Below are 14538 nucleotides of genomic sequence, written 5' to 3'. Positions count from 1 at the left end.
CTGCTGTCAATTTTTTTGTCAAATTCCTCAATTGACAAGTGTGTGTAAACCATTGCTTTTGTCCTCTGCGCCAAGTATAATTCAGAAAAAGAATGAAATTTCATAGAAAACCCGGGATAAAAAGATTTTAACGCACGGTATATCGTAATTGGTTATTTTATTCATAAAATCAAAAGGAGTGGTAAAAAATGACGATAAATTCCAAAACAGAACTTTTTAAAAGTATTTATGAGGGGCGCATTCCAGAAAGGATCCCAATTTCAGCCAAGCTGCCCTTTGAGGCCTGCATTGATTACGCAGGTTTGTCAATGGTAAAAGCACAATGGACATTCGAAGAGGCAGAGGATGCTTATGATATTCTCTGCAGAAAGATTCATACGGACGCCATGCCCGTTGGCGGGGAGGAAAAGAATCCAGCTGTTTTTAAAATATTGGATTCACAGGGATACCAGGTGACATCCTCTGGAAGTATTCAGCATTCGGATTGTGTCACGCTGTTTTCTGAAGAATATGATCGCTTTATTGAAAATCCAATGGATTTTTTTATGGAAAAGGTTTTGCCGCGCATGTTTAAAGGGCTCGACTGTGATGCGGCTCAGCGTTCATTTATTTTGGCGAAAGCTTCGACTGCCTTTAATGAGAGAGCCGTACAGGTTGGACAGCTGACTCAGAAACTGGGAAAGAAGTATGGCTTTTTCACACCGCCCGCGGGTTCTTCAGCAGTAGTTCGGGCCCCTTTTGATTTACTCGGTGATTTTTTAAGAGGTTTTAAAGGCATCTCATCAGATTTAAGGAGGATGCCTGAAAAAATCGGAATGGCATGTGACGCACTGCTGCCATTTCAGATTTTCAGAGGGCTGCCGCAAAATGTATCGGTTCTGGGGTCTACCTTTATTCCATTGCATTTTGCAGGATATATCCGGCCAAAAGATTTTGAGAATATTTATTGGCCATCTCTTAAGAAGTTTATTGAATATTTGTACTGTCATGGGCAGGTTTGCCAGTTGTTCTGCGAGAATGACTGGATGCGTTATTTGGATTATCTTTATGAACTGCCTCCAGGAACGCGGTTTATATTTGAATATGGGGATGCGCAGAAAATTAAAGATACATTGGGGAAAAAACATATTATCAGCGGTTTATATCCCCTGACATATCTGAAAACCGCAACAAAACAGAAGTGCATTGATAAAGCCAAGGAGTATATTGATATTCTGGCTCCAGGGGGAAACTACATATTCAGTTTCGATAAAAATCCTTTGAGCCTGAACAGTATTAACCTTGAAAACTATATTGCCGTCATTGACTATGTAGCCGAAAACACATGGTATACAAATGCAGGAGAGCTCGCCATTGACAGGAAAAGATATGGAACTGTAACCTGCCCGGCCATTCCTGAGTTAAAAACCAAATATCTTGAAAATAATTTTTCCGAAAGGGATACCACCGACATAGATGAGGTGATGAGCCGACAGTTGAGAAAATATGATACAGTCCTGATGAATATGCTCTTAAGGAGCTTGTAATCTCAAAAATAAGGAGAATATAATGAAAAGTAAATTACAGGTAAATGCAAAAGTGGTCAAATGGGCTATCATTATTTTGATACCTGTTATTATCCTATTAATACCAGTTAACGATGTTTTCACATGGCAGATAAGGCTTTTTAGTGCGGCAACATTTTGTACAATTTTGATGTTTGCTTTTGAAGTACTTCCAAATTTGATTCCGGCCATGATACTTCCAGTATTTTATATTCTGGCCAATTTAGCGCCGGCTAATGTGGTTTTTTCACCGTGGTTTGGTACCATTCCCTGGATGTTTATCGGTGGATTTCTGTTTGCGAATATTTTGATTCGTATTGGGCTGTTAAAGCGTGTTGCTTATTGGATCATTGAAAAAACAGGTAAATCCTATTACGGTTTGCTGATTGGTATTATGCTTTCCGGTTTAGCAATAAACTTATTGGCGCCAGGTAAAGCGATTTTACCCCTTGCAGGTTTAACCTTTGGTATTTGTAAAGCTCTTAACCTGGGGAAATCAAAAGAATCAGCCGGCATTATGATGGCAGGCTTTTTCTCAGCTTATATTCCATTACAGTTTATTTACAATCCATCTTTTGCGGTTATTCCGAATATGGCGGCTTCTATTACCAATCCATCCATTTCCTTCCTGGATTATTTTATTCACAATATTCCATTTGTCCTCTGGATTCCGATTGTTGTGTTTACGATTGGCCGGTTTTGTAAGCCAAAGGATACAGTTTACCAGATGGAGTTTGTATCTGAAGAGCTGAAAGCAATGGGGAAAATGACCAGAGATGAAAAGAAGGGCGTTGTTATCAGTCTCTGCTTACTGGTTTATATGCTGACCTCAGGCTTACATAATCTGGACATTTCGTGGGGATTTTTACTGGCGGGCTGTATTATGTATCTTCCAGGATTTAACGTAGGCACTAAAGAAGATATTCAAAAAATTGATTTTTCCATGATTTTCTTTACAGCCACCTGTCTGAGTATTGGTGCGGTTGCTAATGCCATGGGATTTGGCAAGATCATTGCGGATTTAGTTTTGCCGATGATGTCTGGTACTAACATTTTTGTTATGATAGCAGTTATCTGGATTATCTGTGTTATTTCTAATTTTGCACTAACACCAATGGCCATATATGCTACTTTTACCCTTGCCTTTACTCAAATTGGTATGACGCTTGGGATTAACCCGTTTGCGGTGTTTTATACCATTCAGGCGGCAGGTGCGGAAGTCATTTTCCCCTATGAATGGGCGCTTCCACTCTTCTATGTGTCCTTTGGCTTAATCGCCACAAAAGATTTCATGAAAATATGCGGCATTAAAATGGCAATGTCAATGGTGTTTATGATGGTGGTCGTTGTACCATACTGGCTGTTAATCGGCCTGGTTTAAAAAATAAGAGAGGTAAAAAATGAAAACAGATGCAATCCAAAAAAATTTTACGGATGTTTATGATGGCGTTATTCCAAAACGTGTTCCGATAGGTGCGGTTTTACCTTTGGAATTTTGTATTCAATACGGAGGACTGGATCTTGGAAAAACGCAGTGGACGCTTGATGGTGTTTATGAAGCCACAGACAGGCTTTGCGGTGAGCTGCCATTAGAGTCTGCTCCGTTGGGAACGCCACGTTACCCTGCTTATCTTACGCTTTTGGGCGCTAAAACATATGTTATGGGTGACAGTGGCTTTATGCAGCATCCCGAGGTGATGGGTATGGAACCAGAGGATTATGATGATTTTATAAAAAATCCGCGGGATTTTATTATTGAAACTGTTTTTCCAAAGCTTTTTACAAACTGGGGAAAGGACAGTGTAAGCAGGGCTCTTTCCTTTGCCGAGGCATTGCTGGCTCATAATGATTACCAGAACAAACATGCTGCAATTGTAAAAAAACTGAGAGAAAAATATACTTTTTATACACCGCCGATTGGCTCGCTTGGGGGCGTTACAGCGCCTTTTGATTATCTTGCTGATTTCTTACGCGGTTTTACAGGAATCACAAAAGATATTAAACGCTGTCCCGAAAAGATCGCTGAAGCCTGCGATGCAGTACTGCCGTTTCTGTTTGAAAAAGGTCTTCCGGCCAATCCACATAAATACGGTCAAACCTTTATGCCGCTTCACATGGCGACATATCTGAGGAACAAAGAATTTGATAAGTTTTACTGGCCATCCTTTCACAGACTTGTTGAGGCGCTTCATGATGCTGGACAACCCTGCTATATCTTTTGCGAAGCAGACTGGACACGTTATCTGGATTATCTCTGGGAATTGCCTGAGGGAACACGTTTTTGCTTTGAATACGGCGACCCGCAGACAGTTAAGGATAAGCTCGGCAAGAAACATATACTCTCAGGCCTGTATCCGGTTACTTATCTCAAAACGGCAACAAAACAGGAATGTGTTGATAAAGCAAAGGAACTCATTGATATTATGGCTCCGGGGGGGAATTACATCTTTAACTTTGACAAGAATCCTTTTGTTATGTCGGATGTTAATTTGGACAATTATAAAGCAGTATTAGAGTATGTTGTTCAAAACTCAAATTATGCGAATGCTGGAGAAAGATCAAGACCTGCAGAGGCGCATAGTGAAACAAGGAGAGTGCTTGCCTTGGCTGAGACAAAATACCGGAATATCGGTTACTCGGTACCGGAAGGACTGGAAAATGTGATGGCTCCGATTTTGACGAAATATCAAGATAATATATGGGCATTTATGACTAAACTGTTATGATTTAAAAGGCCTGTGATCAAAATGAATCACAGGCCTTTTATTACTGAACAGTTAACCGCGCCTTTGTAACCGCAGTGTTCAGGGGTCTTAGGTCGTCGAGACTGGTGGTCGTATAACGGAGCTCGGCATTGTAAACGCCAGATTCGGGAATAAAAGCAGCTGTAGGACTTTGTATACCGGTGCCGGGTTTGAAGTTTTCTGAGGACCATATGGTTTGTCCGGTATCGGAGAGTATTAGATCCAGCTTGAAATAGCAGGGATTACCCTCAGGATTTTCAAAAACTGCGGGAATGACGCCTGTGTCGCTGATGAGGGTGAGTTCAGGATAGCCCGGGATGGCGATGTTAGAGGGGGCGGGCTTTTGTGATGTAGGTGTCAGGGCGACTACGGTCTGTTCCATTTCTACAGGCTGTGCCTTTTGGTTTAAAAGGTAAAAGATGACACCTCCTGCGAGGAGTATGACCAGCATGAGCAGGATGGGCCAGATATGGGTCATGTTTGTTTTCTTGTTTTCCATTGTGAGGATTCCTTTTGAGTTTAAAAATGTATGCTGCAGTGAGCCGTAAAATTTTCAGACTTTTATTTTTAATGTTGATTAGAGTGACAGGATGGGTGCTGCTAAGGGGTTACTGTGGGAAAGTTGATGGCACAGGTAAAGTTCAGATTTCCAGCATAGATTCCAGAGTTTACTGTATCTTGAGGTGTTACCTGAACCAATCCGCTTTGGGTGTCGCCATCCTGACCAATAGTACCTGAGAATTCGGCAAAAATATCATGTGTTGCAATTTCTATATCATTTGGTTCAGCACTTTTAAAAAGCCTGTAAGAAATTTTGCTGTCTGAGCTTTTAAGTATAAATTCGTCATTTATACCGTCGCCATTAACGCGGACCTGCAGTTTTACATCACTTGGCAGGGCAACATTTCTGGCAGTAATAGAAAAGGGAGCCTGGGAATCCCTGTTTCTCTGCATTGTCCCCATCTCAATCTCGGCAGGTATTTCTACGGTATACCTTGACGCAATGCTTCCGGAGATTTCAGAGGAGCCCTCCTGAGTGTTCTCATCAAGATCTTTCGCCAATGCCGGCGCTCCGGCGGAAGTCAGCAGCACGAGTCCTAAACTCATGGTAACCAATAATTTTTTAATACGCATATTCTTTCTCCTTTTTCTGTGTTTTCGAACCAGCAGCGGCTGATTCTTTCTTTTGATTACAGTATAAATGATGGGGAACCACAAAAGTGCCACAAATGAAATAAAATTAAGAAAAAATGATGTGAATTCTTAAAAAAACAAAAAAGACCGGCGCAAATCTGCACCGATCCCAACAAAACATGGTTTTATTTTTCGTCAATATCCTCAAGAGGTTCCCTGAGCTTGTTGACTGCTTTTTCAAGCTCCAGGTGGATGTGGTCTAAGAAGTCAGATACAGCCTTTTCGTCATCCGGGCTCAAAGTTTTCAGATAGGTATCAAGGCCTTTAAAAAGCAACTTTTCGTCATTATTCATCCGGTCGTAAAGTATTTGCCCTTCATTGCTCAGATTAAAGATGACCTCGCGAAGGGCGCGTTCTTTGGTGATCAGCCCTTTTTCCATGAGTTTGCCGGTGCTCTTGGAGACTGCGCTTTTAGAGACGCCCAGCGCTGTGGCGATGGCGGTCAGATTAAGGCCGGGAGTGCCGCCGATGACACGGAGCGCACTGGTTTCGGAAATATAAAGGGGAATTTCCCCGCCGTAGAAACGCGGAAGATCTTCGATGAGCTGGTACTTGGCCGTGATTTCAGCCAGTGCCTGCTTCAAATCTTTCCTGGACTTGGAGTCGGCAGCGGTCTTGGTCTTCTGCGCTTCCCCAGTTTTCAGAATTTCTTTTTTCTTGCCGTTCTTTTTCTTTGAATTCTTCTTGTCAGCTGGTTTCTTACTCTTTTTTTCCTTTTTCATCATAATACCTCACTTACTCAAACTATGATAAAGACCGGAACCAATAAGATATTAGTTCCGGGGTTTTATGACAGTTTATTTTTTCAGCAGACTGTTGGTTTTGGACAAACGGTATGCGAGCATACAGAAGGAAACGCCCAGGCTCACAAAGGCAATGCCGGTCCAGATGGTGATGGTCAGCGCTGTGAATACCGGGTGCAGCAGAAGGACGATGGACAGGATGACGACCAGGATACCCAGTGCCAGATTCCAACCCCAGCCGCTGTCCCCGAGGGATTTTGTGGTAAAGGCAAAGCCGATGGTATTAAATCCGCCGAACATTACAGCAAAGGCGACGTAAAACGCCAGTACATCAGCAGAAAGATTCAGGTTTGCCACCAGAATAATTCCAAGCACCAGCATGAGAATGCCGGACACCAGATTCCAGCCCCAGGCCGGAATGGTTTTACGATTAAAGATGGTGACAAAAACAGAGGCAAGGCCCGAAATTAAAAAGGTTAAGGCAAAGAACACCGTCAATGCCGCGTACCCTTGCATGGGAGTGAAAAACAGCCAGATGCCTACGCCGATGGCCAGAATGCCGAGAATTAAAAACATCCACCAGTGCTTGATGGTTTTTTCCAGATCCTCTTCCAGAGTTTCGATTGGTCCTTTAGGTTCTTCGTACATAGTAAAGACTCCTTTCTATTATAAAGTGCTTGTTATCATTGTTTTATTTTATATACCCGCGGTAAATGGTAAATAACATTATAGTCAACCTGGTTGCTTATATGTTTATCATACCGGATTATGCCGTAAAATGCAACGAAGTTTTCTTAATTTGAAGCTTTCTTGATAATTGTAATAAAAATTCCAGGCAATAAACAGAAGTTTGAAATGCTTTACGGTAAGGTTCTCCCCTCACTTTAGTAAAAGTATGATATAATAATTATTCAAATCAGCGAAATTGCATACAGTATTTTATAGATAAAGGAGCGAAACCATGAAGGAATTAACCTGTACGACTGAAAACAAGCATCAGTATAAAATTATGATCGGCAATGGCCTGAAGGAGCATCTGTTTGAGATGGATGAAATTTTCGGCAGCTACCGCAGCATTGTGATTATCAGCGATAAGAACGTTGCCAAGCTGTATCTGAGCAATGTGAAAAAGCAGATCAAAAGTCTGGGTGCATCTGTGTATACCCTTGTGATTCCAGCGGGCGAGGAATCCAAAAGCCTGGCCCAGGTAGAGGAAATTTACTATCAGCTCATGGATATGGGCATAACGCGTTCCGACGCTATCGTGGCCCTGGGCGGCGGCGTAGTCGGAGACCTGGCTGGCTTCTGCGCTGCTACCTTTATGCGCGGCATTGATTTCGTCCAGATTCCAACCTCTTTGCTGGCCCAGGTAGACAGCAGTGTGGGCGGAAAGGTTGGGGTAGATCTGGGCTTTGGCAAGAACCTGGTTGGCGCGTTCCACCAGCCCAAGGCAGTAGTCATCGATCCGCAGTTTCTGGATACGCTTGAGGACCATTACCTGACTGACGGTATGGGCGAGGTGATCAAATACGGATGTATCAGCTCTGCTAAGCTTTTTGTACGCCTCATGGGCTTTGAGTACCAGGAGGATCTGCTGGAGGATATGGAAGAAATTATCGCCAAGTGTGTCCAGATCAAGCGCAATGTGGTCGAAAGTGATGAAAAGGAAAAAGGCCTGCGCCGTGTTCTCAATTTTGGGCATACCATCGGCCATGTCATTGAGTCCTACTTTGAATTCAAAGAATACTCCCACGGCGAGGCGGTAGCCATCGGCATGTACCAGATCACTAAAATGAGCGTGCGCGAGGGGATTACCACGCCGGAGACCCTTGGAAACCTTCAGTTGATTCTGGAAACCTACGGACTTCCCTATGAAATGCCGGAAATGGACCTGAACCGTGTCAAGGAGATTCTTTATTCAGATAAAAAATTTGAGAACGACGTTTTAAATATGTGCATCATTACTAAAATAGGCAAGGCAGAGATCGTAAAAATCCATAAGGACCAGGCCATTCAGTTATTTCAGTAGAAAGGGACAGCATGAAAAAAGTCGAAATTACACCTAAAAAGCTGGGCGGCACGATCTGTATTCCTCCGTCCAAAAGCGTCAGTCACCGGGCGGTTATGTGCGCGGCTCTGTCACAGGGGACCAGCGTCATCACCAACATTCTTTTGTCCGATGATATCACCGCAACCTGTAGGGCTATGGAAACCCTGGGAGCAGAAATCAAATATGAAGAAAATGAAGGAAAGCGTTTTACTCTGACGATTACCGGTGTGAGCCGTCCGGATACAGAGGGTAAGACCATTGACTGTATTGAGTCTGGCTCCACTTTGCGTTTTATCATTCCGTTGTTGGCGTTAAAAGCCAGAGACTCCAGAGTTATCGGCCGCGGACGGCTGGTAGAACGGCCTATGCAGCCCTACTACGATATTTTTGAGGAACAGGACATTACCTATCAGAAAGAGACTGAAGGCCAGGAACTGCCTCTGTGCTTTACGGGTACTTTAAAGCCGGGCACTTACCGCCTGAACGGCAGCATTTCTTCACAGTTTATTACAGGCCTGCTGTTTGCGCTGCCGCTGCTTGACGGAGATTCGGTCATCGAAATCACTACGCCGCTGGAATCCAGGCCTTATATTGACATTACTTTGGATATTATGGAAAAGTTCGGCATTGCTGTGGTCAATGAGGATTACCATTTGTTTCGCGTTGCCGGGAACCAGCGGTATGCGGCCCGGGATTACCGGGTAGAGGGTGATTTTTCCCAAGGTGCTTTCTGGCTGGTGGGCGGTATTCTGGGTGAAAAAACGGATTGTGAGGATTTGCAGTCAGATTCATCCCAGGGCGATAAAGCCATTGTGAAAATCATTCAGTCTATGGGGGGGAGCGTAGCCCAGACTGAAACGGGATACGTGACCAAACCGGGAAGCACTCATGGTGCGGTGGTGGATGTTTCGCAATGTCCGGATCTGGTACCGGTGCTCACTGTACTGGCAGCCCTGAGCGTGGGGACGACAGAGATCGTCGGCGCGGCCCGCCTGCGTTTTAAGGAGTCGGACCGGCTGGCTGCCATGAATGAAGTGCTGACCACTCTGGGGGCAAAAGTTACGGAGCATCCTGAGGGGATGACCATTGAAGGTGTTAAATATTTTACAGGGGGTGTGGTGGACAGCCACAATGACCACCGTATTGCAATGGCAGCCGCTATTGCTAGCTTTGCATGTCAGGATAAGCTTACGATAACAGGCGCCGAGAGTGTACGGAAATCTTATCCGGATTTCTGGGAAGATTTCAAGAAAATGGGAGGTGTTATCCATGAGTTCGATCTGGGGGAATAAGATCAAAGTTTCAGTGTTTGGGGAATCTCACGGAGCCGCCATAGGGGCGACCATCGATGGTCTTCCATCTGGCGTGGCAGTGGACCTGGAGAAAGTTGCAGCGGAAATGAAACGACGTGCCGCCTCCAGCAGCCGTCTGGCTACCCCGCGTAAGGAGGCGGATGAGGTGGAAATTGTCAGTGGTTTTTTTGAAGGGAAAACCACAGGCACTCCGCTTACTGGAATCATCCGAAACGGCAATACCCGTTCCAAGGACTATGCCCGCACGAAGGATCTCATGCGCCCGGGACACGCCGATTACAGCGGTTGGATGCGCTACGGCGGTTTTCAGGATTATCGGGGAGGCGGACATTTTTCAGGACGTCTTACAGCGCCCATCGTTTTTGCCGGTGCTGTTGCCAAGGCAGCGCTGGCTCAGATTGCTCCCGAGGTTAAAATCGGCAGCCGGATTTTATCCATTGGCAGCGTCCAGGATAAAAGAGATCTGAAACCTGAAGAATACGGATCACTCTGTTACGAAAACCCGTTGTTTCCACTGTATACAAAGACGCTGGAGGAGACGATGAAGGATGAAATCCTCGAGGCCATTAAGGATCAGGACTCTGTGGGCGGTGTGATCGAGGGCTACATAACAGGCATGCCGGCCGGAGTGGGTGACCCGCTGTTTGATTCCGTTGAAAGCCGGTTGTCCGCACTGCTGTTTTCGGTGCCTGCGGTAAAAGGTGTTGAATTTGGACTGGGCTTTGATATTACGGAGCTTCGTGGCTCTGCGGCCAATGATCCCTTTTACATGGATAGTGACAGGGTTAAGACTACGACAAACAACAACGGCGGAATTAACGGAGGGATTACAAACGGCATGCCCATTGTGTACCGGGTAGCCTTTAAGCCTACGGCTTCCATCGCGCAGCCCCAGAAGACCATTGACATGGCAGCTAAAAAGGATGCTGAAATTGAGATACAGGGCAGGCATGACCCCTGCATTGTCCTGAGAGCCTGCCCGGTAGTGGAGGCTGTCACAGCGCTTTGTATGCTGGATTTTTTGGTATAAAGGAGTAAATATGGCAAAATCAATTGAAGAAATCCGGATGCGTATCGACGAAGTTGACACAGAAATGCGCGCTCTTTTTGAGGAACGGCTCGATCTTGTCTACCAGGTGGCTGAATATAAATTCACAAATCATGGAGAAATATTCGATCCCAAACGGGAGGCAGAGGTCGTGAAAAAAAACACAGAAAAATTAGAAAACGCGGATTATAAAAAATATTATACAGAGTTTATTCATGCCGTTATGGACCAGAGCAAGAGGGTTCAGCAGGCATATATTGATGAACAGGATACGAAGAAGGTTTGAAAATTGTGTTTTTCAAATAAAAACACTTGTTTTTATTTTAAATAACAAAAATTTTTCTTTTCATTGGCTGAAGGTTTATATATAATAGAGTAACAATAAATATTTATGCACTGGTCTGTCACGCTTAACCAAGCGCGGCAGGCTGTAATTTTATAGTGAAGTGAGAGTTGCAAATGAAAAAATTTAACAAGGTATTGATTGCTAACCGCGGCGAAATCGCCATTCGTATTATTCGTGCATGTCAGGAGCTTGGTATCCAGACAGTTGCCATCTATGCCCAGGAGGACAAGATGTCTCTGTTTCGTTCCAAGGCGGATGAGGCTTACCTGATTACCGGTACTACCGGTCCGGTCGAAGCCTACCTGAATATGGACAAGATTATCTCTCTGGCCAAGAAAAAGGAAGTGGACGCTATCCATCCAGGCTATGGATTCCTGTCCGAAAATCCAGAGTTTGCCAGACGCTGTGAAGAAGAAGGGATTGCCTTTATTGGACCAACCCACACCATGATGGAACAGATGGGCGATAAGATCCAATCTAAAATTGTGGCTAAATCCGTCAATGTGCCCACCATTCCAGGCGTAGAAAAGCCGATTACCTCAGACAAGGAGGCAGCGGAATTTGCAAAGGTGGCGGGTTATCCGATCATGCTTAAGGCTGCAGCCGGCGGCGGCGGACGCGGTATGCGTATCGTTCGCGACGAAAAGGACCTGTTAAAGGAATACCATTCGGCTATGAGTGAGGCTACCAAGGCCTTTGGCGACGGCACCATCTTTGTTGAAAAATATTTGGAAGAGCCAAAGCATATTGAAGTCCAGATTCTGGGCGACGCTTACGGCAATGTAGTCCATCTTTTTGAACGTGACTGCTCGATCCAGAGACGCCATCAGAAAATTATCGAGTTTACGCCGTCACTCAGCATCAGCGAGGAACAGCGTCAGGCCATCTGTGCCGATGCTTTGAAGCTGGCAAAGGCGGTCAATTACCGCAACGCCGGTACCATTGAGTTTTTGGTGGATAAAAAAGGCGATCATTACTTTATTGAAATGAACCCGAGAATCCAGGTAGAGCACACTGTTACCGAACTGGTCACAGGTATCGACCTGGTTCAGTCCCAGATCATGATCGCTGAGGGCTATCCACTGGATTCGGATGAGATTAACATCAAGAGCCAGGAAGGCGTCAGAAGCCGCGGCTATGCTATCCAGTGCCGTGTTACCACCGAGGACCCCAAAAACCATTTTATGCCGGATACGGGCCGTCTGGACGTTTACCGTACCGCCAGTGGTGCGGGTATCCGTCTCGATACCGGCAACGGCTTTACCGGCGGCGAGATCACTCCTTACTATGACAGCCTCTTAATGAAATCCACCTCTTATTCCAGAACCTTTGAGGATACTCGCCGCAAGGCGCTTCGTGCCCTTAAGGAAATGCAGATCGAGGGTGTTCAGACCAACAAGGACTTCCTGATCAACGTTCTGGAACACGATATGTTTAAGAGCGGCAACTGTGATACCAAATTCATTGATGATCACCCTGAGCTGTTCAATATTCAGGCAGAAAAGAGCCAGGCCTACGACGTGATCCGTTACTTTGGCGAAATGGCTGTCAATGAAACCTTTGGTAACAAACCGGATTTTGATGAACCGGAAATCCCAGAAATTCCGAGAGGCATCGAGCTTCGCGGTACCAAGCAGATTTTGGATGAACAGGGTCCGGATGGCCTGGTTAAATGGATTCAGAGCCAGGACAAGCTGCTTCTGGGCGACACCACACTGCGCGACGCGCACCAGTCTCTGTTTGCCACCCGTGTCCGCAGCCGCGATATGATCAAGATCGCCAAGGAAACCGCCTATCTTGGACAGGATATTTTTGCACTGGAAATGTGGGGCGGCGCTACCTTTGACGTAGCCTATAATTTCCTGAAGGAATCTCCATGGAGAAGACTGGACGAGCTGCGCAAGCGTATTCCAAACATCCTGTTCCAGATGCTGCTGCGCGGGGCCAACGCGGTCGGTTATAAAAACTATCCGGACAATGTACTGCGTAAGTTTATCAAAGAATCCGCCGAGGGCGGGATTGACGTCTTCCGTATTTTTGACTCCCTCAACTGGATGGAGGGGATGAAGGTTTCCATCGAGGAAGTCCTGAAAACCGGCAAGGTCTGCGAAGTCGCCATGTGCTATACCGGCGATATTCTGGACCCTAAAAAAACTAAATACGATCTGGACTATTATGTGCGCATGGCTCATGAAATTGAGGCAACCGGTGCGCACATCCTGGCCATTAAAGATATGTCTGCCCTGTTAAAACCGGCAGCAGCATTCAAGCTGATCAAAACCCTGAAGGAAGAAGTGAAGATCCCGGTTCGCCTGCACACGCACGATACTGCGGGCAACGGCGTCGCGGCCATTCTTATGGCCACCATGGCAGGTGTAGATATCGCCGATGCGGCTTTCAGCAGCATGAGCGGCCTGACCAGCCAGCCGTCCTTAAACTCTGTGGTTGCGGCTCTGGCCAATACCCCGCGTGATACGGGCATGAGCGAGGACGATCTCCAGCTGATTTCCGATTATTGGGAGACAACCCGTCAGGTTTACGGTAAGTTTGAATCTGGCTTGAAATCCGGAAGTGCGGAAATTTACAAGCTGGAAATTCCAGGCGGTCAGTATTCTAATCTGAAAAGCCAGGTCGAAAGCTTTGGTCTCGGCCATAAGTTCAAAGAAGTTAAGCAGAAATATATGGAAGCCAACGTACTGCTGGGCGATATTGTCAAGGTTACTCCTTCCTCCAAGGTGGTTGGGGATATGGCGATCTTCATGGTACAAAACGGTCTGGACAAGGATAATATCTACGATAAGGGAAAGGATCTCGCTTACCCAAATTCGGTTGTGGATTATTTCAAGGGGATGATCGGCCAGCCTGAGGGCGGTTTTGATCCGAAGCTTCAGGAAATTGTCCTGAAAGGTATTGAGCCCATCACCGTCCGCCCGGGCACACTGCTCCCGCCGGAAGATTTTGAGGCGATCCGCGAGGAATACCGCGATGAGTTTGGCATTGAGCTGGCAGAACGTGAGGTAACCAGTGCGGCCTTGTACCCCAAGGTCTTTAAGAATTATGTAAAATTCTACCAGGATTACGGTGATTTCATGCGTATGGATACACACGCTTTCTTTTATGGACTCAAGGAAGGTGAAACCGCTGAGGTTGAAGTGGATAAAGGGAAACGCTTTATTATCCGCATGGTCAAGATGGGCCAGCCCAACGAAGAAGGCTACCGCCCTGTCCTCTTTGAAGTCGATGGTTTCCGCCGTGAAATCTATATCGAAGATAAGCGAAGCCTGTTCTCCAAGGAAAAGAGCACCATGCTTAAGGCGGACAAAAACAATCCGAAGGAAATCGGCTCCGGAATTCCTGGTACAGTCTTGAAGGTATTAGTGAATGAAAGCGACGAAGTGGAAGAAAACCAGCCGCTGATCATCGTTGAAGCCATGAAGATGGAAACAGAAATTGTAGCCCATGCCGCAGGAAAAATCAAAGAAATCTATGTGTCCGAAGGACAAAGTGTCCAGTCCGGCGAATTGATTATCACAATGGAATAACAAGAAAAACCTGC

Annotated in this window: 12 protein-coding genes; 8 read left to right on the top strand and 4 right to left on the bottom strand. The window is 45.6% G+C overall.

The window, feature by feature from the left end:
* Positions 1-188: 188 nt before the first annotated feature.
* From B2M23_RS00355 to B2M23_RS00345, 3 genes are read left to right on the top strand one after another with little or no spacing between them, the layout of a single operon-like run.
* Entirely contained in the window at positions 189-1526 is a 1338-nt protein-coding gene (locus B2M23_RS00355) for a uroporphyrinogen decarboxylase/cobalamine-independent methonine synthase family protein (RefSeq protein ID WP_038350834.1), read from the top strand.
* Between the two features lie 22 nt (positions 1527-1548).
* The gene (locus tag B2M23_RS00350) at positions 1549-2925 is read left to right on the top strand and encodes an SLC13 family permease (RefSeq protein ID WP_038350833.1); all 1377 of its coding nucleotides are present in this window, start codon (positions 1549-1551) and stop codon (positions 2923-2925) included.
* A gap of 19 nt (positions 2926-2944) precedes the next feature.
* A complete protein-coding gene (locus tag B2M23_RS00345; RefSeq protein WP_038350832.1) occupies positions 2945-4270 on the top strand; it encodes a uroporphyrinogen decarboxylase family protein in 1326 nt (441 codons plus the stop codon).
* A 40-nt stretch (positions 4271-4310) separates the two neighbouring features.
* On the opposite strand, the gene B2M23_RS00340 is transcribed toward B2M23_RS00345, so the two are convergent.
* From B2M23_RS00340 to B2M23_RS00325, 4 genes are all read right to left on the bottom strand, one after another.
* Positions 4311-4787, bottom strand: a complete 477-nt coding sequence (locus B2M23_RS00340; protein WP_052237039.1) for a hypothetical protein — start codon at positions 4785-4787, stop codon at positions 4311-4313.
* A 101-nt stretch (positions 4788-4888) separates the two neighbouring features.
* Positions 4889-5422 carry a hypothetical protein gene (locus B2M23_RS00335; protein ID WP_038350831.1) on the bottom strand — a complete coding sequence of 178 codons (534 nt, stop codon included), beginning with the start codon at positions 5420-5422 and terminating at the stop codon, positions 4889-4891.
* Between the two features lie 185 nt (positions 5423-5607).
* Positions 5608-6207, bottom strand: a complete 600-nt coding sequence (locus B2M23_RS00330; RefSeq protein WP_081571045.1) for a MarR family winged helix-turn-helix transcriptional regulator — start codon at positions 6205-6207, stop codon at positions 5608-5610.
* A 72-nt stretch (positions 6208-6279) separates the two neighbouring features.
* Positions 6280-6873: an HdeD family acid-resistance protein gene (locus B2M23_RS00325; RefSeq protein ID WP_052237038.1), complete on the bottom strand. Its 594-nt coding sequence runs from the start codon at positions 6871-6873 to the stop codon at positions 6280-6282.
* 313 nt (positions 6874-7186) lie between these two features.
* Here B2M23_RS00325 and aroB point away from each other — a divergent pair, with 313 nt between their 5' ends.
* The 5 genes from aroB (at position 7187) to B2M23_RS00300 (ending at position 14524) form a co-directional block, all read left to right on the top strand.
* Positions 7187-8254: a 3-dehydroquinate synthase gene (aroB, locus tag B2M23_RS00320; protein WP_038350829.1), complete on the top strand. Its 1068-nt coding sequence runs from the start codon at positions 7187-7189 to the stop codon at positions 8252-8254.
* 11 nt (positions 8255-8265) lie between these two features.
* Positions 8266-9567 carry a 3-phosphoshikimate 1-carboxyvinyltransferase gene (aroA, locus tag B2M23_RS00315; protein ID WP_038350828.1) on the top strand — a complete coding sequence of 434 codons (1302 nt, stop codon included), beginning with the start codon at positions 8266-8268 and terminating at the stop codon, positions 9565-9567.
* Positions 9545-10618 (top strand): chorismate synthase, encoded by a 1074-nt coding sequence (gene aroC, locus B2M23_RS00310; RefSeq protein WP_038350827.1) that lies wholly within the window; start codon positions 9545-9547, stop codon positions 10616-10618. The genes aroA and aroC overlap by 23 nt, the downstream gene beginning before the upstream one ends.
* Before the next feature lie 10 nt (positions 10619-10628).
* Positions 10629-10922 (top strand): chorismate mutase, encoded by a 294-nt coding sequence (locus tag B2M23_RS00305; RefSeq protein WP_038350826.1) that lies wholly within the window; start codon positions 10629-10631, stop codon positions 10920-10922.
* A 173-nt stretch (positions 10923-11095) separates the two neighbouring features.
* Positions 11096-14524 carry a pyruvate carboxylase gene (locus B2M23_RS00300; protein WP_038350825.1) on the top strand — a complete coding sequence of 1143 codons (3429 nt, stop codon included), beginning with the start codon at positions 11096-11098 and terminating at the stop codon, positions 14522-14524.
* Positions 14525-14538: the final 14 nt, after the last annotated feature.

It is taken from the genome of Eubacterium limosum (genome assembly GCF_000807675.2).
GTDB lineage: Bacteria > Bacillota > Clostridia > Eubacteriales > Eubacteriaceae > Eubacterium > Eubacterium limosum.
The sequence above is the reverse complement of the archived record's forward strand: the minus strand, read 5'-3'. Positions and strand labels throughout refer to the sequence as shown.